This is a genomic window from Microbacterium sp. PI-SA-G (assembly GCF_057215335.1).
The window spans coordinates 2,339,884-2,357,661 of record NZ_CM170103.1 but is presented as its reverse complement, the minus strand read 5'-3'; the positions used below and the strand labels follow the sequence as shown (position 1 = coordinate 2,357,661).

21 protein-coding genes, 2 tRNA genes and 1 pseudogene are annotated in these 17,778 nt (G+C 68.5%); 22 read left to right on the top strand and 2 right to left on the bottom strand.

Annotation, left to right across the window (positions count from 1 at the left end; all coding sequences use genetic code 11):
* The first annotated feature begins 45 nt into the window (after window positions 1-45).
* From AC2D10_RS11545 to AC2D10_RS11535, 3 genes are all read left to right on the top strand, one after another.
* Window positions 46-119: transfer RNA gene (locus AC2D10_RS11545), tRNA-Ile, on the top strand.
* A gap of 25 nt (window positions 120-144) precedes the next feature.
* Window positions 145-217: transfer RNA gene (locus tag AC2D10_RS11540), tRNA-Ala, on the top strand.
* Window positions 218-557: 340 nt separating this feature from the next.
* Entirely contained in the window at window positions 558-1,910 is a 1,353-nt protein-coding gene (locus AC2D10_RS11535; RefSeq protein WP_484707837.1) for an MFS transporter, read from the top strand.
* A 65-nt stretch (window positions 1,911-1,975) separates the two neighbouring features.
* On the opposite strand, the gene AC2D10_RS11530 is transcribed toward AC2D10_RS11535, so the two are convergent.
* Complete coding sequence (locus tag AC2D10_RS11530; protein WP_484707835.1) at window positions 1,976-2,986, bottom strand: LacI family DNA-binding transcriptional regulator; 1,011 nt, start codon at window positions 2,984-2,986, stop codon at window positions 1,976-1,978.
* Between the two features lie 254 nt (window positions 2,987-3,240).
* Between AC2D10_RS11530 and AC2D10_RS11525 the strand changes: the two genes are divergently transcribed.
* The 18 genes and pseudogenes from AC2D10_RS11525 (at window position 3,241) to AC2D10_RS11440 (ending at window position 14,940) form a co-directional block, all read left to right on the top strand.
* On the top strand, window positions 3,241-4,011 hold the full coding sequence (locus AC2D10_RS11525; protein WP_484707833.1) for a LamB/YcsF family protein: 771 nt from the start codon (window positions 3,241-3,243) through the stop codon (window positions 4,009-4,011).
* Window positions 4,012-4,017: 6 nt separating this feature from the next.
* Complete coding sequence (locus tag AC2D10_RS11520) at window positions 4,018-4,731, top strand: 5-oxoprolinase subunit B family protein (protein ID WP_484707832.1); 714 nt, start codon at window positions 4,018-4,020, stop codon at window positions 4,729-4,731.
* Entirely contained in the window at window positions 4,728-5,726 is a 999-nt protein-coding gene (locus AC2D10_RS11515; RefSeq protein WP_484707830.1) for a 5-oxoprolinase subunit C family protein, read from the top strand. Before AC2D10_RS11520 ends, AC2D10_RS11515 begins: the two co-directional genes overlap by 4 nt.
* Entirely contained in the window at window positions 5,723-6,484 is a 762-nt protein-coding gene (locus AC2D10_RS11510; RefSeq protein ID WP_484707829.1) for an SDR family oxidoreductase, read from the top strand. Before AC2D10_RS11515 ends, AC2D10_RS11510 begins: the two co-directional genes overlap by 4 nt.
* A gap of 10 nt (window positions 6,485-6,494) precedes the next feature.
* On the top strand, window positions 6,495-7,181 hold the full coding sequence (locus AC2D10_RS11505; RefSeq protein WP_484707828.1) for a 4-carboxy-4-hydroxy-2-oxoadipate aldolase/oxaloacetate decarboxylase: 687 nt from the start codon (window positions 6,495-6,497) through the stop codon (window positions 7,179-7,181).
* The gene (locus tag AC2D10_RS11500) at window positions 7,178-8,401 is read left to right on the top strand and encodes an aspartate transaminase (protein WP_484707826.1); all 1,224 of its coding nucleotides are present in this window, start codon (window positions 7,178-7,180) and stop codon (window positions 8,399-8,401) included. The genes AC2D10_RS11505 and AC2D10_RS11500 overlap by 4 nt, the downstream gene beginning before the upstream one ends.
* Window positions 8,398-9,447: a D-2-hydroxyacid dehydrogenase gene (locus AC2D10_RS11495; protein ID WP_484707825.1), complete on the top strand. Its 1,050-nt coding sequence runs from the start codon at window positions 8,398-8,400 to the stop codon at window positions 9,445-9,447. The genes AC2D10_RS11500 and AC2D10_RS11495 overlap by 4 nt, the downstream gene beginning before the upstream one ends.
* Before the next feature lie 15 nt (window positions 9,448-9,462).
* A pseudogene (locus AC2D10_RS11490) lies at window positions 9,463-10,228 on the top strand (glucose 1-dehydrogenase).
* Window positions 10,228-11,268 (top strand): L-idonate 5-dehydrogenase, encoded by a 1,041-nt coding sequence (locus AC2D10_RS11485; protein ID WP_484707824.1) that lies wholly within the window; start codon window positions 10,228-10,230, stop codon window positions 11,266-11,268. Before AC2D10_RS11490 ends, AC2D10_RS11485 begins: the two are co-directional and overlap by 1 nt.
* A 173-nt stretch (window positions 11,269-11,441) precedes the next feature.
* Window positions 11,442-11,966: an Asp23/Gls24 family envelope stress response protein gene (locus tag AC2D10_RS11480; protein WP_484707821.1), complete on the top strand. Its 525-nt coding sequence runs from the start codon at window positions 11,442-11,444 to the stop codon at window positions 11,964-11,966.
* Window positions 11,963-12,151 (top strand): DUF2273 domain-containing protein, encoded by a 189-nt coding sequence (locus AC2D10_RS11475; protein WP_484707820.1) that lies wholly within the window; start codon window positions 11,963-11,965, stop codon window positions 12,149-12,151. Before AC2D10_RS11480 ends, AC2D10_RS11475 begins: the two co-directional genes overlap by 4 nt.
* Complete coding sequence (locus AC2D10_RS11470; protein WP_484707818.1) at window positions 12,151-12,546, top strand: hypothetical protein; 396 nt, start codon at window positions 12,151-12,153, stop codon at window positions 12,544-12,546. The genes AC2D10_RS11475 and AC2D10_RS11470 overlap by 1 nt, the downstream gene beginning before the upstream one ends.
* A complete protein-coding gene (locus tag AC2D10_RS11465) occupies window positions 12,543-13,127 on the top strand; it encodes a DUF6286 domain-containing protein (RefSeq protein WP_484707817.1) in 585 nt (194 codons plus the stop codon). Before AC2D10_RS11470 ends, AC2D10_RS11465 begins: the two co-directional genes overlap by 4 nt.
* Window positions 13,124-13,738, top strand: coding sequence for a hypothetical protein (locus AC2D10_RS11460; RefSeq protein WP_484707815.1), 615 nt, complete (start codon window positions 13,124-13,126; stop codon window positions 13,736-13,738). The genes AC2D10_RS11465 and AC2D10_RS11460 overlap by 4 nt, the downstream gene beginning before the upstream one ends.
* Before the next feature lie 33 nt (window positions 13,739-13,771).
* Window positions 13,772-13,984: a hypothetical protein gene (locus AC2D10_RS11455; protein WP_484707813.1), complete on the top strand. Its 213-nt coding sequence runs from the start codon at window positions 13,772-13,774 to the stop codon at window positions 13,982-13,984.
* Between the two features lie 96 nt (window positions 13,985-14,080).
* Window positions 14,081-14,254 (top strand): CsbD family protein, encoded by a 174-nt coding sequence (locus AC2D10_RS11450; protein ID WP_484707812.1) that lies wholly within the window; start codon window positions 14,081-14,083, stop codon window positions 14,252-14,254.
* 90 nt (window positions 14,255-14,344) lie between these two features.
* Window positions 14,345-14,539 (top strand): type II toxin-antitoxin system VapB family antitoxin, encoded by a 195-nt coding sequence (locus tag AC2D10_RS11445; RefSeq protein WP_484707811.1) that lies wholly within the window; start codon window positions 14,345-14,347, stop codon window positions 14,537-14,539.
* Window positions 14,536-14,940 (top strand): PIN domain-containing protein, encoded by a 405-nt coding sequence (locus tag AC2D10_RS11440; RefSeq protein WP_484707809.1) that lies wholly within the window; start codon window positions 14,536-14,538, stop codon window positions 14,938-14,940. Before AC2D10_RS11445 ends, AC2D10_RS11440 begins: the two co-directional genes overlap by 4 nt.
* A 13-nt stretch (window positions 14,941-14,953) precedes the next feature.
* Here the strand turns inward: AC2D10_RS11440 and AC2D10_RS11435 are convergent, their stop codons facing one another.
* On the bottom strand, window positions 14,954-15,781 hold the full coding sequence (locus tag AC2D10_RS11435; RefSeq protein WP_484707807.1) for a helix-turn-helix transcriptional regulator: 828 nt from the start codon (window positions 15,779-15,781) through the stop codon (window positions 14,954-14,956).
* A gap of 77 nt (window positions 15,782-15,858) precedes the next feature.
* Between AC2D10_RS11435 and ilvD the strand changes: the two genes are divergently transcribed.
* Window positions 15,859-17,763, top strand: coding sequence for a dihydroxy-acid dehydratase (ilvD, locus tag AC2D10_RS11430; RefSeq protein ID WP_484707806.1), 1,905 nt, complete (start codon window positions 15,859-15,861; stop codon window positions 17,761-17,763).
* Window positions 17,764-17,778 lie beyond the last annotated feature (15 nt).

Genomic DNA, 17,778 nt, shown 5'->3' with positions numbered 1-17,778 from the left:
GATTGGGTAAATCCGTGATCTTCCGGTAAAGTTTCGGAGGTTGACGGGGCTATAGCTCAGGTGGTTAGAGCGCTTCACTGATAATGAAGAGGTCCCAGGTTCAAATCCTGGTAGCCCCACCCTTAACTCAAGAAAATCCCTCACGGGGCCTTAGCTCAGTTGGTAGAGCGCCTGCTTTGCAAGCAGGATGTCAGGAGTTCGAATCTCCTAGGCTCCACACTGTGTTGAGACAGTATGACGAAGGCCCCGGCTCTGCCGCGGGCCTTCTTCTTTGGGCTGATACCCCTGTGTCTTCGATGATGCTTGGCAAAAATGTTGGCACGGACCGTGGCACGCAACGGGTGGGCCACGGGTGAAACCCCCGGAAGTACGGCGCGACGTCTGGCCTTCACGGCAAATCTCTGGCACAACGCTTGCTGTGATCGTCAGCAGATTCCTACAGTTCGATGCAAGCGAGCGACTCCGCCGCCCATGAGAACTGACCAGCACGACCGCCTCGCGGTCATCGACGAGATCCCCGAACGTCGATGTGCTGGGAATCTGCCAGTGGAGACGAAATGACGACAACTTCGACACCCAAGAAGACGCCGGTCAAGGCCGCGCTCGCGTCCTGGGTCGGCACGACCCTCGAGTACTACGACTTCGCGGTCTACGGCACGGCATCCGCTCTGGTCTTCAACCAGCTCTTCTTCCCTCCGGAGCTGCCGGAGGGCATCCGCGTTCTGCTCAGCCTCGCGACCTTCGCCGTCGGCTACGTCGTGCGCCCGATCGGCGCCATGATCCTCGGACCGATCGGCGACCGCTTCGGACGCAAGTTCGTGATGATGCTCACACTGTTCGGCATCGGCATCTGCACGTTCCTCATCGGCTGCCTCCCGACGTACGAGCAGATCGGCATCGCCGCACCGGTGCTCCTGGTCCTCATCCGCATCCTTCAGGGACTGTCGGTGTCGGGGGAGCAGGCGAGCGCGATCACCATGAGCCTCGAGCACGCACCGGACCACCGCCGGGCCTTCGCCACGAGCTTCACGACCAGCGGATCCGCATCTGGCGGTCTACTCGCGACCGCGGTCTTCATCCCGTTCGCCGCGCTTCCGCAGGAGCAGCTGCTCGGCTGGGCCTGGCGCATCCCGTTCTGGCTCTCCGCCATCGTGGTGGTCGTTGCCTACGTCATCCGCCGCAAGCTTGAAGAGCCGCCCGCCTTCCTCGAGACCCAGGCGATCAAGGTGCAGCTCGCACCGATCAAGCAGGCCACGCGATTCCACTGGCTCACGATCATCCGGGTCGCCGGCTGCGCCATGATCGCCGGAGTCAGCTACCTGTTCGCGACATTCTCGATCGCGTTCGCCACCACGGGGTACGAGCTGGATCGGTCGATGATGCTCTGGGTTCCGGTGCTGGCCAGCCTGCTCGCCCTGTTGTACACCCCGGTCGCGGGGTATGTGGCGGACCTGATCGGACGCCGCACCGTGTTCATCATCGGCGCCGTCGGCGCCGGAGTCACGACCGGCCCCTACCTGTGGGCGATCACCCAGGGCGACTGGGCACTGATCTTCACCCTGGGCATCCTCTGCAACGGCCTGTTCTACTCGACGGCCAACGCCGCGTGGCCCGCCTTCTTCGCCGAGATGTTCCCCAACCGCATCCGGGTGTCGGGACTCGCGATGGGTACGCAGATCGGCTTCGCGATCGCCGGCGCGATCGGTCCGGTGGCGTCGACGGCGCTGGCGGGCGAGGACCTCAAGAACTGGTTCGGTCCGTCGCTGCTCGCCCTCGGCCTCATGGTGATCGCAGTCGTGTGTGCGCTGTCTTCGAAGGAGACCCGGCGTTACACGCTCGACGAGATCGACGACGTGCAGCAGACGCAGAAGGAGAAGGACGCGGTCACAGCCTCGATCCTCATCCCGTAGGTCTCAACACACGAGGGCCCCGAGAGCGTGTCGCGCTCCCGGGGCCTTCGCCGTGTCGACGAGGGTCAGCGCGTGAGGGGTCCGGTGGAGGAGCGCACCGTCAGGTGCGCCGAGATGTGGTCGATGCGGTCGGAGCGATCACGGGTCGAGAACCGTCCGATGAGCATGTCGACGGCCGCACGGCCGGCGCTCTCGCCGGGTGACGTGACCGTCGTCAGTGGGGGATGGCAGAACGATGAGCCGAAGATGTCATCGCAGCCGACCACGCTCAGATCACTCGGGATCGTGACGCCCAGCTGACGGAACCGGTCCAACGCACCGATGGCCAGGACATCGTTGAAGAAGATGCACGCGGTCGCGCGCGTCAGCACGACCGCATCGGCGGCCGCCGCGCCGTTGGCGAGAGTGGGCTGGTAGCGTCCGACCGCGACGAGGTCGACCTCACGCTCGTCCGCCGCCGCCGTGATCGCGTCGAAGCGTGTGCGATCGGTCCACGACCCGTGCGGCCCGCGCACGTAGGCGATGCGTGTGTGCCCGAGCGAGTTGAGATAGTGCACCGCCTGCCCGAGCCCCGCGGGGGTGTCGATCACGATGCCGGACAGCCCGGGCGCTTCACGGTTGATCATCACGGTCGGTGCGATCTGGCCGACGGATCTCAGGGTCTCATCGTCGACGCGGGGGGACGACACGACGATGCCGTCGACGGTACGGGCCATCTCGCGCAGCCACTGCTCTTCCATCGGAAGCGATTCCTCGGTGCTGACGAGCAGGTGCAGGTAGCTCGCCGCACGGATCTGTGCCTGCGCGCCGCGGATCACATCGAGGTTGAAGGGGTTGGTGAGATTCGGGAGCACGAGGGCGATCGTGCCGCGGGCGACTCGATTCTGCGCGGCGGGCAGCAGTGCCGAGGTATAGCCCATCTCCTGGGCCTTGCTCGTGATCCGCTCGTACATCTCGGCGCTGACCCGGTTCGGGTTCGACAGCGCGCGCGAGACGGTCGACGGCGCGACCCCGCAGGCCTCGGCGATCTCTGTGAGAGTGACGCGACGCTGCACGCGTCGTGCGGGAACGACCATGGGTGTGCTCCTTCTTCGACGGACCTCGTCAGGGCTGCTCGGGTGATACCTGGGCTTCTGCGCCGATCGTAGCTCGAAAGCCTCGTGGACCGGCGAGAATCTGGCATGCATTGTGCCGGGAGAAGGTGTCAGGCACTGCAATTTCGCGGCTATTGGTCGGTACATGGCACATAAACGGCACGACAATGCACTGGTCCATGCCAGTCGACCTAGCCTGATCCGGACGGCGGAACCGACGAGGAGAGGAGCGGACGATGACGCGCACGATCGACCTGGTCGCAGACCTCGGTGAGGGCTTCGGCCCCTGGCGCATGGGTGACGACGCGGCCCTGCTCGACACCCTCACGTCGGCGAACATCGCCTGCGGCTTTCACGCCGGCGATTCGCAGATCATGGACGACACCGTGCGTGCCTGCGTGCAGCGCGGCGTCGGCATCGGCGCGCACCCCTCGTTTCCTGACCTGAAGGGGTTCGGACGACGCGACATGGGGCTGACCGCCGACGAGGTGCGTACGGACGTGCTGTACCAGCTGGGCGCACTCCAGGCCATCGCCACTTTCCACAGCGCGGAGGTCGGCCACATCGCCCCGCACGGTCGCCTCGGCAATCTGGTCGCGGTCCGCGAGGATTACGCGGATGCCGTCGCCACCGCCGCCCACCGCGTGAACCCCGAGCTGATCGTGCTCGCGCAGGACGGCATGCTGGCCGACGCCGCCCGGGCAGTCGGACTCCGCGTCGGCATCGTCGGCATCGCCGACCGGGCCTACGAGGACGACGGCTCTCTCGTGCGGCGCACCGAGCCGGGCGCGGTCATCCACGACGGCGATGAGATCCGCCGTCGCACCGTGCGGATGGTCGTCGACGGCGTCATCGAGAGCCGCAATGGCGTGCTGATCCCCGTCGCCTGCGACACGGTGCTCGTGCACGGCGACACCGCCGGAGCCGTCGACCTCGCCCGTCGGATCCGTGAGGGCCTCGAAGCGGCCGGGGTCCGGATCGCCCCCCTCGCGGACTGGCTGGAGTGAGTGAGCATGATGGCACCTGCATCTGTCGTGATCTCGCCCAGCGGGAACTCCGCGCTGCGCGTCGTCAGCACGTTGCCTGATCGCGAGGCAGGCTGGAGGCTCGTCCATCACCTCGCTCGATTCGTCGATGCCGCGCACGTTCCCGGCGTCGAATGTGTGATCCCCACCTACGACGCCGCACTGATCGAGATCGATCCGGCGGCGGTGTCGCTCGACCGACTCGGCGAGTATCTGACCCACGTCGTCGAGGGAATCGACCACGAGCGCCCGCTCACCGAGACGCCGCGCACCTTCGACGTGCCCGTGATGTACGACCTCGAGGACGAGCTCGACCTGCGAATGGTCGCCGACGCACAGGGTCTCAGTGTGGAGCGCATCGTGCGCCTCCACCACGAGCCGACCTACGTCGTGCGCTGCCTCGGCGCGCCCGGCGGGTCCCCGATGCTCGACGGACCGCCGTTCCCGCATCCCGTCCCGCGCCTGGCGAGTCCACGCGCCCACGTGCCGCAGGGTGTCGTCTCGGTCGCGGGACGGCAGGCGACCATCACGCCCGCGGCGGCGCCGGGCGGGTGGCCCTTGATCGGGCGCACCCCGCTCAGCGTGCTCGATCTCGACGCCGAACCCTTCGTGCCTTACGAGCCGGGGGATCTCATCCGCTTCGTCCCGATCGCCCGCGACACCTATGAGGGACTGCTCGGCACGCGGATGGTGGCGCGATGAACGCCGGATCGCTCACGGTCCTCGAAGCGGGATCGACCCAGGTGACCGACCTCGGACGCCGTCGTGGTCCGCGCTACGGTGTGCCGGTCAACGGCGCGCTCGACCAGCGGTCCGCACGCATCGCCAACATCCTCGTCGACAACCCCGAAGAAGCGCCGCTCCTGGAGATCACGGCCCTCGACGCCGAGTTCACCCCCGACATCGACATCCTCATCGCGGTCACCGGGGCCGACGGGCACCTCACCATCGGCGGTGTCGGAAGGCCGTCGAATCAGCCTGTGTCGGTGCGCGCAGGACAGACGATCGCCCTGCGGCAGATCCAGGGCGGGCTGCGCGCCTACCTCGCTGTACGCGGATCCTTCGATGTGCCCCTCCTGCTCGGCAGCTGCGCGCCGGACTCCGTGCTGGGATTCGGCGGCCGGTTCATCAGCGGATCCACGATCGCGCTGCGTCGATCGACGCCGCCGATCTTCAACGACACGTTCTCAGCCGAGCTCTACAGTCTCGACGTGCCACAGCTTGCTGCCGGATTCGTCGTGGACGTGACCGACGGTCCTGACCTCGACGACTTCGCGGACACCGCCGGCCGCCTGTTCGAGCAGCCCTACCTCGTCACGCCCACGAGCAACCACATCGGGCTGCGCATGAGCGGACCGCTGCCCGAACGGCGGTCGACGGGCGAGGTCCTCTCACGGGGGGTGCCTGTGGGCGCCGTCGAAGTCCCGCCGGGAGACGAACTGCTGGTCCTGCACCGGGGCCGCGGCGTCACCGCCGGCTACCCCGTGCTCGCCGTCGTGACCTCGGGATCGCTCGACGTGCTCGCCCAGATCCGCCCAGGGCAGCGACTCCGTTTCCGACGGGTGTCGGCACCCGAGGCCGCGGCTCGTGCCCGCGCCGAGCTCGTCGACCTCGAGAACCTCCGTCGTCGCGTCCGATCCGTCTTCACGGCTTTGAACGCTCTTGCCACCTCAACCACCGGAAGGACCCTGCTATGACATTCTCCGACTACCGAGTCGCCGTCGTCACCGGCGCGACGAGCGGCGTCGGCCGCGGAGCGATCGACCTGTTCCTCGCGAAGGGCATCACGGTCCACGCGATCGCGCGAGACGAGACGCGTCTCGCCGCCCTCGCCGAGAAGGGTGCCATCCCGCACGCGCTCGACGTGCGCGACACCGAGGCGCTAACCCGCCAACTCACGGGCATCGAAGCCGACATCGTGTTGAACAGTGCCGGGGTCAGTCGGGCGGGCAACATCCTCGATTCCTCCGCCGAGGACCTCGACGACCTGATCGAGGTGAACCTGACCGCGGTCATGCAGATCCTGCGCCTGCTCTATCCGGGCATGGTGGAGCGAGACCGCGGGCACGTGCTGAACATCTCGTCCATCGCCGGTCACTACAACTTCTTCGGGCACACGGCGTACCACGCGACCAAGGCCGCGGTGCACCAGCTGTCGCGGCAGCTCCGCAACGATGCGCTCGGCAAGCGCGTGCGCGTCACGGAACTCAGTCCGGGGCGCATCGAGACCGAAATCTTCTCGCGCAATCTCGGGGGCACGCCGGAGACCGACGCCGAGGCCTGGGCCACCTATTACGAAGGCTTCGAGTCGCTCACCGTCGATGACGTCGTCTCGGCGATCGAGTTCGCGGTCGACGCCCCTTCGCACGTCAACATCGGTCTCATCGAGCTGATGCCCACCTTCCAGGTTCCCGGGGGTCTCACCTTCGACCGCCGCCAGCAGGACGCAGAGTAAGGACAACACCATGGTTCATGTCACCACCCGCATCGAGCGTGCCGACGCGTCTGACATCGCCCGCCTCGGCGAGTTCACAGCCGCGACCATCCATGAGGCGCAGGGTCGCCGGGGAGCGCTGGCGTCGAACATCACGCCGATCGACCGCGACACCTCGTTCGTCGGGTCCGCTTTCACCGTCGTGTGCGCGCCGCGCGACAACCTGATGCTCCAGGTCGCCATCCACTACGCCCAGCCCGGCGATGTGCTGATCGTGTCGGCGGGCGAGTTCGCCGAGGCGGGCATGTTCGGCGACGTTCTCGGCAACGCCTGCAAGGCGAAGGGGATCGCGGCACTCGTGACGGACGCCGGGGTTCGCGACACGCAGGAGCTGCGTGCGCTCGGGCTGCCGGTGTTCTCGGGCAGCGTCTCGATCAAGGGCACGGTGAAGGAGACCCTCGGTGCGCTCAACCAGCCCGTCGTCTTCGGCGGCGAGCTGATCCGCCCCGGCGACGTGGTCAAGGGCGACGCGGACGGCGTGGTCGTCGTCCGCCGCGAAGAGGTGCGCGAGGCAGCCGAGCTGTCGGCGGCGCGCGACGCCCACGAAGCAGACCTCATCACGAAGTACTGGGCCGGCGGCACGACCATCGAGCTGTGCAACCTCACCGAGGTGCTGAAGGCGAAGGGCCTCACCACCGACATCGAGGAGTCCTCGTGAGCGACCCCGCTGCGTCGTCATTCCGGCCTGCAGCGCGTCTCGGACGCATCAACCCCTCACCCAGCACGGCCGCCGCGGCACGCGTGCGAGAGCTCAAGGCCCAGGGCCGGAGCATCCTCGACCTCACCGTCGGTGAGCCGGACTTCGACACCCCGGAGCACATCAAGCAGGCCGCGATCGACGCGATCCAGGCGGGGGAGACGAAGTACACGCCCGTCAACGGCACCCCGCGTCTGCGGGAGGCGATCCGCGGCGCGCTGCGGCGCACGCACGGGATCGAGTACGCAGATGCCGAGGTCACGGTCGGCGGCGGCGGAAAGCAGGTGATCTTCCTCGCGTTGATGGCGACCGTCGATGCGGGTGACGAGGTTCTCATCCCGGCTCCGTACTGGGTGTCGTACCCCGACATGGTGCGGGCCAACGATGGCACCCCCGTGGTCGTCGAGACCTCGGCGGATGCCGGGTACAAGCTCACCGCCGCCGAGCTGGAAGCCGCCATCACCGAGCGCACCACGTGGCTGATCCTCAACAGTCCCGGCAACCCCAGCGGCGTGATCTACACCGAGGAGGAGCTCGCCGCGCTCGCCGGGGTGCTGCGCCGGCATCCCGCCGTCTCGGTGCTGTCCGACGAGATCTACAGCGAGATCACGTTCACCGGCGCCCCGGCACCGAGCCTCGCCGCCGTCGCCCCGGACCTGCGCCACCGCGTGCTCGTCGTGTCGGGCGTCTCGAAGTCGTACGCGATGACCGGATGGCGACTCGGCTACGCGGCCGGCGATCCCGCACTCGTCAGCGCGATCAACACACTGCAGTCGCAGACCTCCTCGTGCCCGTCGTCGATCAGCCAGGCCGCGGCGGCCGCCGCGCTCTCGGGTCCGCAGGACTTCATCGCCGAGACCGTGCCCGTGTACCGCGCGCGTCGCGACGCCGCCGTCGCAGGTCTCGACGCGATCGCGGGGCTGACACCGCTGGTGCCCGACGGAGCGTTCTACCTGTCCGTGGACTGCTCCGGACTGATCGGCCGGCGCACGGGCGACGGGCCGGTGCTCGCAGATGATCAGGATGTGACGCTGTACCTGCTGGATCACGCGGGCGTCGCCGTCATCCAAGGCTCCGCGTACGGCCGTTCGCCGTTTTTCCGGATCTCGTTCGCGACCCACATCGACACCATCGATCGCGCGATCCGGGCCATCGCGGTGGCCGTGGGTGAGCTTCGATGAGCGCGCGTCTCCGGGTCGCCGTCGCCGCGCCGCTCGCCGCCGACCTGCGCGATCTCCTGACCGCGCGGGAGCCGCGCATCGACCTGATCGTCGATCCGTCGCTGCTGCCGCCGATGCGGCACCCCGCCGACTTCTCGGGTGACCCGTCGTTCCGCCGGACTCCGGCACAGCAGACCGCATATGAGGAGATGGTCGACTCGGCTGACGCGCTGTACGGCATTCCCGACGTTGACCCGGCGGCGCTCGCCCGCACAGTGCGCGCGAACCCGTCGCTGCGGTGGGTGCACACGATGGCGGCCGGCGGCGGCGGTCAGGTGCGAGCCGCCGGGCTCTCTGCGGACGCTCTCGCCCGCGTCGTGTTCACGACCTCAGCGGGGGTGCACGGCGACGCGCTGGCCGAGTTCGCGGTGTTCGGTGTGTTCGCCGGGGCGAAGCATCTGCCCCGGCTGGCGCAGCAGAGGCGCGACCGGGAATGGAGCGGTCGGTGGCTGATGTCGCAGGTGTCCGAGCAGACGGTACTCGTCCTCGGACTCGGCGGCATCGGGCAGCGCGTGGCGGCGAAGCTGGCGGCGCTCGGTGCCACGGTCATCGGCACCTCGCGCAGCGGAGCATCCGTCCCCGGTGTCTCGCGCACGGTGCACCCGGACGACATCGCGAGCGTGCTCCCCGAGGTCTCGGCTGTCGTGAGCACGCTGCCGGGAACCGATGCGACGCATCACTTCGTCGGATCGCGGTTCTTCGCCGCGCTGCGCCCGGGGGCCACCCTCGTCAACGTCGGCCGCGGCACCGTCGTCGACGAGTCCGCACTGCTCGACGCGCTGGAGGCCGGCGTGGTCGGCTTTGCCGCGCTCGACGTCTTCGAGGTCGAGCCGCTCCCTGCCGACAGCCCGCTCTGGTCGCATCCCCGAGTCCTCGTCAGCCCGCACACGGCGGCGCTCGACGCCCGCGAGGATCGCCGCATCGCGGAGCTGTTCGCCGACAACGCCACCCGGTTCCTCGACGGGCTTCCTCTGCAGAACGTCGTCGACACCGTCGAGTTCTACTGATCCGATCGGAGACACATGTCCAACCCCTTCGACCTCACGGGAACGCGCGCCCTGGTGACCGGCTCCAGTCGCGGCATCGGTCGCGCGATTGCCGGGTCGCTGCTCGCCGCGGGCGCACACGTCGTCGTGCACGGACGCGACACCGCCGTGGTGCGCGCGACGGCCGCATCGCTCGCGCAGGACTTCGGCGCGGATGCCGTCTCGACGGCCGCGTTCGACATCACCGACGAGCATGCGGTGATCGACGGCATCCAGCGGATCGAGGCCGACGGCCCGCTCGACATCCTGGTGAACAACGCGGGCCTCCAGCACCGCGAGCCACTTCTCGACGTGAGTCTGGAGAACTGGGAGCGCGTGATCCGCACCGACCTCACCAGCGCATTCCTCGTGGGGCGAACCGCGGCGCGAGCGATGGTCGAGCGGGGGAGAGGCGCGATCGTCAACATCTGCTCCGTGCAGACCGATCTGGCGCGGCCGACGATCGGGGCCTACACGGCAGCGAAGGGGGGTCTGCGCAACCTGACCAAGGCCATGACAGCTGAGTGGGCCGGAAGCGGCGTGCGTGAACGGTGTGGCCCCCGGTTACATCCGGACCGAGCTCACCCAGGCGCTCGTCGAGGATCCCGCGTTCAACGCCTGGGTGCTCGGGCGCACGCCGATCGGCCGGTGGGGTGAGCCGGAGGACATCGGCGGTGCCGTGGTCTGGCTGGCTTCGAAGGCCTCGCGTTTCGTCACCGGACAGGTCGTCTTCGTCGACGGCGGGATGACGGCGGTGATGTGATGTCGTCGTCACTGCGCGCCATCGTGATCCATGGCGCTGACGATCTCCGTATCGACGAGATCCCGGAGCCGGTGCCCGCCCCCGAAGAGGCCGTCATCGACGTCATCTACGGCGGGATCTGCGGCTCTGACCTGCACTACTGGCAGCACGGCGCGGCCGGCGAGTCGGTGCTCCGTGCGCCGATGGTGCTCGGGCACGAGGTCGTCGGCGTGATCCGTCGTGTCGCAGCCGACGGCAGCGGGCCCGGGGAGGGGACGCACGTCGCCGTGCATCCCGCGACTCCGGCGAAAGAGTACATCCGACACCCCGCCGCGCGGCCGAACATCTCCGGGGGCGGCTACCTCGGGTCGGCCGCACGCTTTCCGCATCGCGACGGAGCGTTCGCGCACCGTGTCGCGCTGCCGACGCGCATGCTCCGTGTCCTCCCCGACGCGGTCGATCTGCGGGAGGCCGCCCTCATCGAGCCCGCCAGCGTGGCCTGGCATGCCGTGAACCGGGTGGGTGATGTCACCGATCTGTCGGCTCTCGTCGTCGGATGCGGTCCGATCGGTCTGCTCACCATCGCGGTGCTGAAGGCGCGTGGCGCTCGACACATCACAGCGATCGACCTGCACGACCGCCCCCTCGAGGTCGCCAAGGAGCTGGGAGCCGACCTGACGCTGAAACAGCCGGACGAGAGCGATGTGGCGGCGATCGACGCGGATGTCGTGGTCGAGTCGTCGGGCAGCCATCGCGGTCTCGACACCGCGATCCGGGCGGCGGCCCGCGGCGGCGTGGTCGGGATGGTCGGTCTGCTGCCCAGCGGTCCGCAGCCGGTGCAGGTCGCCCTCGCGATCGCGAAGGAGCTCGACCTGCTCGGGTCCTTCCGGTTCAACCACGAGATCGACGAGGTCATCGAGGCGCTCGCGCAGAAGACCCTCACCGTGGCGCCCGTGGTGAGCCACGTCAAGCCGTGGCGATCGGCGGCGACGGCATTCGCCCTGGCGGCCGATCCGACGCTCTCCAGCAAGGTCCTCCTGCAGTTCGGGCGTGCTCGCTGAGCGTGACGGCGCCGCGACCGCTGCTCGCGTCTGTCATCACGCGGGAAAGGAAGACTCCAACGATTTTGTGACGAATCCGTGCCGACGCACGTCTTACTCATGAGCGCGACACACGCTCCCGGCTCGAACCCCTGAGGGGCTCGGCTGGCCCACCAGTTGAGATAGGACACGTCATGGCCAACCAGGACCAGAACACCGCCACCCCCGCCGCATCCGAGCTCGCGCAGGCCACGCCGAAGCAGCCCCAGGCAGCCGGCACCGGCTCGCGCGTCGACCGCTCCTCGTCGTTCTCGGCATCGCGCGTTCCCGCTGATGAGCACGCCGCGGGCAAGACCGTGATCGCCGACGGTGTGGTCGCCAAGGTCGCCGGTATCGCCGCCCGTGAGGTCCCCGGTGTCTACGCCCTCGGTGGCGGCGGCGCTCGTGCCTTCGGTGCCATCCGCGACGTGATCAACGCCACCGACCTGGCACAGGGTGTCAAGGTCGAGGTCGGCGAGACCCAGGCCGCGGCCGACCTGACCATCGTGGTCGAGTACCCGGCCCCCATCCAGGAGGTCGCCGGCAACGTGCGCGCCGCCGTCGCGGGTGCCATCAGCCGTCTGGTCGGCCTCGAGGTCGTCGAGGTCAACGTCGAGGTCAACGACGTGCACGTCCCCGGCGCGGAGAACGATGACCAGGACGAGGCTCGCGTCTCATGAGCCCGACCATCACCGGCGCCCTGATCGGCGCCCTCCTCGCTCTCGCGGCGCTGCTGTTCGGTTTCTGGGGATTTCTCCTCATGGCTCTGTTCGCAGGGATCGGTGCACTCATCGGTCGTGTCGTGTCGGGCAAGCTCGACGTCCGCGGGCTCGCTGACGCCTTCACCGGGCGGCGAACCTCCTGATGCGCGCCGACCAGCACCTCGCCGCCGGTGGCGGCCCCTCGCGGGTCGCCACCAGTGGGGCCACCGTCCCCGGTCGCATCGACGTGAGAGAGCGCGTGTACCGCACGGTCACCGAGCAGACGTCCGCCACCGTGATCGGCGTGCCCCGCGGTGTCGTGAAGGTCGATGTCACCGAGCACCCGGGTGGCATCGCCGTCCGGATCGCCACCCCCATCCCCGTCCCGAACCTCGATGACTCCGCGGCCATCGCCCAGACCGTTCCGGTGCTGGAGCGCGCGAGTCAGCTGCAGCAGCAGCTGCAGACGCGTCTCAGCGGAATCCTCGGCCGGGACGTCACCCGGATCACCCTCACCATCACCGGTGCCACCACCCCGGAAAGGAGACGAGTGCGATGAGTACTCCCGTTCTGCGTCGCGTCGTACGTCGCGAGACGCACTCACCCCGCACCGTCGCGGTGTTCGTCGCCGTGATCCTCCTCATCCTCGCCCTGGCCTACATCGGCCTGGAGGTCGTGCTGTACCTCGCGGCACAGCCGGCGCTACTCGCCGGCCCCGTGGCCGGATGGGGCTGGCTCGTCGGACTCCCGACCGCGCAGCCCGCTGGCCTCGTGATCGCAGGGAGCATCGTGCTCGCGCTGATCGGACTCGTGTTCATCGTGCTCGCGGTCACCCCCGGTCGACTGTCGAAGCACACCCTCGAAGCGGGTGACCGGGCCGTCGTCGTCGACAACGGCGTGATCGCCAGCGCACTCGCCCAGCACCTGTCGGATGAGACCGGCATCGCTCGGGAGAACATCACCGTGGGTGTGGGTCACCGCAGCGTCGACGTCACCGTGCGGCCCGGCGCCGGCATCCCGCTCGACAAGAGCAGTGTGCAGTCGGTCGTCGACGCGGAGCTCGGAACCTACCGGCTGACCCGCAGCGTGCGCACCCGCGTGCGCGTCGAACGCCCGACAGAGAAGGACGACGAGCTGTGAACAACACGAATCGTGCACTGAACCGCACCCTGCTGCTGGTCATCGGGATCATCTTCCTCGCACTCGGTGCTGTCGGTGTCGCCATCACGAGCTGGCCCACGGCCACTCAGATCTGGAAGGAGGCCGGGGCGAACTCGGAGTCCTGGTTCGACCAGGCCTTCGGGTCGACTCAGATCGCGGGCAGCCAGGCCACCTGGATCGGTGTCGGCGCAGTCGCTGCCATCGTGATCGTCATCATCCTGCTGATCCTCGCGCTCGCCAGCGTCGCGGGCCACCGCTCGAAGACGGTCCTGCGCTCCTCGGGCGCACAGAACCCGATCGGTCGCGTCACCGTCACGGAGTCGTTCGTGTCGGATGCGCTGAAGAACTCCCTCTCCGGACGCGACGAGATCCTGTCGACGAGCGTCACAGCGAACGACATCCGCCGCACGCCGGTGCTGCACGTGTCGATCACGCCGCGTCAGAACACCGACCCGCGCGTGCTCATCGACCATGTCGACCTGCTGCTCGCGAACCTCGCCACCCTCACGGGCCGCGACTCCGAGACCTACATCTCGATCCACACCGGTCTGCGTGCTCGCCTGGCACACGACCAGCGACGCCTGTCCTGACCTCGACCGCACACTGAGCCGGAAAGAAGCATCATGCGCAACAAGATCCTCGTCATCGGAGCCATCGCCTTCGTCGCCTACATCGTGGGCAGCAACGCGGGCCGAGTGCAGATCAACAAGGGCGAGTCCGTGCGGCACCAACTGGTGCGGATGTGGAACGACCCCAAGGCCAAGAAGGAACGACACAAGAACGCCGAGAAGGCCGCGAAGGCGGCCAAGAAGGCGATCGACAAGGCTCGTCGCTGACCAGCGACACCCACTTATCGTCGGTCGCGAACGCACACGACGATAAGGCGGCGGGAACCCCCGCCGTCACCCCCACCGCAACGAAAGGAGCCCATCATGGGACTCGACGACAAGATCAAGAACGCCGCTCAGGACATCGCCGGCAAGGCGAAGGAAGCGATCGGCAACGCGACCGACAACGACAAGCTCGCCGCCGAAGGCAAGGCTGACCAGAGCAAGGCCGACGTCAAGAAGGCCGGCGAGAACGTCAAGGACGCTTTCAAGAAGTAATCCTCTCGGGTGGGTGGACGACGCGATCCGCGTCTCCACCCGCCCGTCTTCGCGTCGCCACGTCCTCGTGCACCGAGAGGAGAGAACCTCATGACCGTCACATCCATCGACATCGACCCGGACGAGCTCCGCAGGGCCAAGGAGGCCGCTGGCACGACCTCGAACCGGGCGACCGTCGACCTGGCCCTGCGCACTCTGGTCGCCGTTCGCCGCCAGCCCGCGACGGTCGAGCGGATCATCTCCCGTCGGCCGCAGACCCATAAGACGACGGAGTCCGTCGCATGACCACGTACCTGGTCGACAACAGCGTCTGGCGGCAGGCCGGCAGCAGCGCCGCGATCGCGCGGCGGCTCCGCGAGATCTCGATACACGATCTGCTGATCACCTGTCCGCCGCAGGTCATCGAGTACTGCCGTTCCGCGCGGACGCCCGAGGAGTATCGGGCGCTGCGGGATGACATGGACGACCTGCTTCCCGCGTGGCAGCGGCCCGCTCTCGCGCAGGCCCTCGACATTCAGCAGGCCCTGTGGGTGAGCGACCTGCCCCGGACGGCCTCGGCCCTCGACTGCCTGATCGCGGCCTACGCGGTCGAGAACGACGCGGTCATCCTCAACTGCGACCCCGACTTCGCCGACATCGCGTCGGCCACGCAGGGAGCCGTGCGTCAGGAGTTCATCGCCGCCTGAGCCCTCGGCGCGCTCAGCGGTCGCGCTGAGCGAACCGGGACCGGGTCTGCGCGTCGGGCGTGTACACGACGAGCTGGATGTCGGGCTGGTCCGACGGGCGCAGCTGATGGTGCTCGAACACCAGACGGCCGAGCTCCGGATGCTGGAACACTCGCTCGCGCGACTCGAAACCGCGGATGTCGTGGCTCTCCCACCTCTCACGGAAGTCCGGGCTCGCGGCGATCAGTCGCTCGACCAGGTCCCGATACCGCGGATCACCCAGTCGCGGACCGACCTCGGCGCGGAACTCGGCGAGGAAGCGGCGGCTCGTCACATCCCAGTCGTCGAGCAGCGTGCGCACCGACGCGTCGGTGAAGATCAGCCACAGCAGGTTGCGCTGCTCGGGCGGGGTCTGCGCCACGTTCGGATACAGCGCCTCGTACGCGGAGTTCCATCCCGTCACGCCCCAGTCCGGGGCCAGCGCGTAGGCCGGGTGCTCCTCGAGCGCGTCAAGGAAGCGCTGCACGTGCGCAGGTGCGGTTTCCACCGCCGCGACGGAACCGGGGCGCGAGGGCGCGAACCCCGCGAGCGTGAGCAGATAGTCGTGCTCGGCCAGTGTCAGATGCAGGGCGGTGGCCACGGCATCGAGCACTTGCCGCGACGGATTGATGTCTCGCCCCTGCTCCAGCCAGGTGTACCAGGTGACGCTGACGCCCGAGAGGTACGAGATCTCCTCACGGCGCAGCCCGACGGTGCGACCACGGCCCGCCGGCGGCAGACCGAACGCCGCACGGTCGAGATGCTCGCGCCGCGCTCGTAAGAACGCACCGAGCTCCTTGCGCTGTTCGTCGTCGCTCGCCATAGGAACAAACCTAGTGCTCTCAGTACTAGTATCAGCGCCGTCTTCCGCCCCGCGCTCGCCGCCGTCAGAGTGGGACGATGCCCACCCCTCTTCGCTCACGTACCGTCACTCATGGCCGCAACGCCGCCGGAGCCCGCGCACTGCTGCGCGCCGCCGGGGTGAACGCCGCCGACTTCGGCAAGCCGATCATCGCGGTCGCCAACAGCTTCACCGAGTTCGTGCCCGGCCACACGCACCTGCAACCGGTCGGACGCATCGTGTCAGACGCGATCTCGGCGGCCGGCGGCATCCCGCGCGAGTTCAACACCATCGCCGTCGACGACGGCATCGCGATGGGCCACGGCGGGATGCTGTATTCGCTGCCCTCGCGCGATCTGATCGCCGACTCGGTCGAATACATGGCCAACGCGCACCAGGCCGACGCCCTCGTCTGCATCTCGAACTGCGACAAGATCACCCCGGGAATGCTCATGGCCGCGCTCCGGCTGAACATCCCGACCGTCTTCGTCTCGGGCGGGCCGATGGAAGCTGGGCGCGCGACCCTCGTCGACGGCACCGTGCGCACGCTCGATCTGGTCGACGCGATCTCCGAAGCCGCGAACGACACGGTCTCGGACGCCGACATGAAGCGCATCGAGGAGAACGCGTGCCCCACGTGCGGGTCGTGCTCGGGCATGTTCACCGCGAACTCCATGAACTGCCTGGTCGAGGCGCTCGGTCTCGCGCTTCCGGGCAACGGCTCGGTGCTCGCCACGCACACCGCCCGCCGGGCCCTGTATGAGCGGGCGGGTGAGGTGGCGGTCGACATCACCCGCCGCTTCTACGACGAGGACGACGCGTCGGTGCTGCCGCGCGCGGTGGCGAGCTTCGCGGCCTTCGAGAACGCGATGGCTCTCGACATCGCCATGGGTGGCTCGACGAACACGATCCTGCACCTGCTGGCGGCGGCGCACGAGGCCGGCATCGAGTTCGGTCTCGATGAGATCGACGCGGTGTCGCGCCGCGTGCCGTGTCTCGCGAAGATCGCGCCGAACCCGGCGTCCGGCCGCATGTACTACATGGAGGACGTGCATCGCGCGGGCGGCATCCCGGCGGTGCTGGGCGAGCTGCGGCGTGCGAACCTGCTCGACGAGAACGTCTCGACGATTCACTCCGCATCCTTCGCCGACTGGCTCGACGACTGGGACATCCGCGGCGGCCGGGCATCTGACGCAGCACACGAGCTCTGGTACGCGGCGCCCGGCGGCGTGCGCTCGTCGAGCGCGTTCTCGCAGTCCGAGCGCTGGGCGGCTCTCGACACCGATTCCGAGGGCGGATGCATCCGCTCGGTCGAGCACGCCTACTCGGTCGACGGCGGCCTCGCCGTGTTGCGCGGCAACCTCGCCGTCGACGGAGCGGTCGTGAAGACGGCCGGCGTCGACCCGTCGATCCTGGTGTTTTCCGGTCCCGCCGTGGTCTGCGAATCGCAGGAGGAGGCGGTCGCGAAGATCCTCGGCAAGAAGGTGCAGCCGGGCGACGTGGTCGTGATCCGGTACGAAGGCCCCAAGGGCGGCCCCGGCATGCAGGAGATGCTGCACCCGACGTCGTTCCTCAAAGGACGCGGGCTCGGCAAGGTGTGCGCGCTGATCACCGACGGTCGCTTCTCGGGCGGCACGTCGGGACTGTCGATCGGGCACGTGTCGCCGGAGGCGGCGGGCGGCGGCGTGATCGCCCTGGTCGAAGACGGTGACATCATCGACATCGACATCCCCTCGCGCGGCATGACGCTGCGGGTCGATGAGTCGGTGCTCGCCGAACGTCGTGCGCGCCTGCTCGAGGCGGGCGGCTACCGCCCGAAGAACCGGGAGCGACAGGTCTCTCTCGCGCTCCGCGCGTACGCCGCCATGGCCACGTCGGCCGACCGGGGCGCGGTGCGTGACGTCGAGGCCGTGGAGCACGCGCTGCGCGAGCAGGAGCACCGTCAGGCGGCGGCGCTCGTCTGAGCCGGTCGGTAGACC

Excerpts from the sequence above, each read along its gene's own strand:
- AC2D10_RS11455 (WP_484707813.1), top strand. The coding sequence starts at position 13,772 with ATGCGCAACAAGATCCTCGTCATCGGAGCCATCGCCTTCGTCGCCTAC.
- AC2D10_RS11510 (WP_484707829.1), top strand. The coding sequence starts at position 5,723 with ATGACATTCTCCGACTACCGAGTCGCCGTCGTCACCGGCGCGACGAGC.
- AC2D10_RS11485 (WP_484707824.1), top strand. The coding sequence starts at position 10,228 with ATGTCGTCGTCACTGCGCGCCATCGTGATCCATGGCGCTGACGATCTC.
- ilvD (WP_484707806.1), top strand. The coding sequence starts at position 15,859 with ATGCCCACCCCTCTTCGCTCACGTACCGTCACTCATGGCCGCAACGCC.
- AC2D10_RS11495 (WP_484707825.1), top strand. The coding sequence starts at position 8,398 with ATGAGCGCGCGTCTCCGGGTCGCCGTCGCCGCGCCGCTCGCCGCCGAC.
- AC2D10_RS11480 (WP_484707821.1), top strand. The coding sequence starts at position 11,442 with ATGGCCAACCAGGACCAGAACACCGCCACCCCCGCCGCATCCGAGCTC.
- AC2D10_RS11440 (WP_484707809.1), top strand. The coding sequence starts at position 14,536 with ATGACCACGTACCTGGTCGACAACAGCGTCTGGCGGCAGGCCGGCAGC.
- AC2D10_RS11515 (WP_484707830.1), top strand. The coding sequence starts at position 4,728 with ATGAACGCCGGATCGCTCACGGTCCTCGAAGCGGGATCGACCCAGGTG.
- AC2D10_RS11470 (WP_484707818.1), top strand. The coding sequence starts at position 12,151 with ATGCGCGCCGACCAGCACCTCGCCGCCGGTGGCGGCCCCTCGCGGGTC.
- AC2D10_RS11520 (WP_484707832.1), top strand. The coding sequence starts at position 4,018 with ATGATGGCACCTGCATCTGTCGTGATCTCGCCCAGCGGGAACTCCGCG.
- AC2D10_RS11465 (WP_484707817.1), top strand. The coding sequence starts at position 12,543 with ATGAGTACTCCCGTTCTGCGTCGCGTCGTACGTCGCGAGACGCACTCA.
- AC2D10_RS11535 (WP_484707837.1), top strand. The coding sequence starts at position 558 with ATGACGACAACTTCGACACCCAAGAAGACGCCGGTCAAGGCCGCGCTC.
- AC2D10_RS11525 (WP_484707833.1), top strand. The coding sequence starts at position 3,241 with ATGACGCGCACGATCGACCTGGTCGCAGACCTCGGTGAGGGCTTCGGC.
- AC2D10_RS11505 (WP_484707828.1), top strand. The coding sequence starts at position 6,495 with ATGGTTCATGTCACCACCCGCATCGAGCGTGCCGACGCGTCTGACATC.
- AC2D10_RS11445 (WP_484707811.1), top strand. The coding sequence starts at position 14,345 with ATGACCGTCACATCCATCGACATCGACCCGGACGAGCTCCGCAGGGCC.
- AC2D10_RS11475 (WP_484707820.1), top strand. The coding sequence starts at position 11,963 with ATGAGCCCGACCATCACCGGCGCCCTGATCGGCGCCCTCCTCGCTCTC.
- AC2D10_RS11435 (WP_484707807.1), bottom strand. The coding sequence starts at position 15,781 with ATGGCGAGCGACGACGAACAGCGCAAGGAGCTCGGTGCGTTCTTACGA.
- AC2D10_RS11450 (WP_484707812.1), top strand. The coding sequence starts at position 14,081 with ATGGGACTCGACGACAAGATCAAGAACGCCGCTCAGGACATCGCCGGC.
- AC2D10_RS11530 (WP_484707835.1), bottom strand. The coding sequence starts at position 2,986 with ATGGTCGTTCCCGCACGACGCGTGCAGCGTCGCGTCACTCTCACAGAG.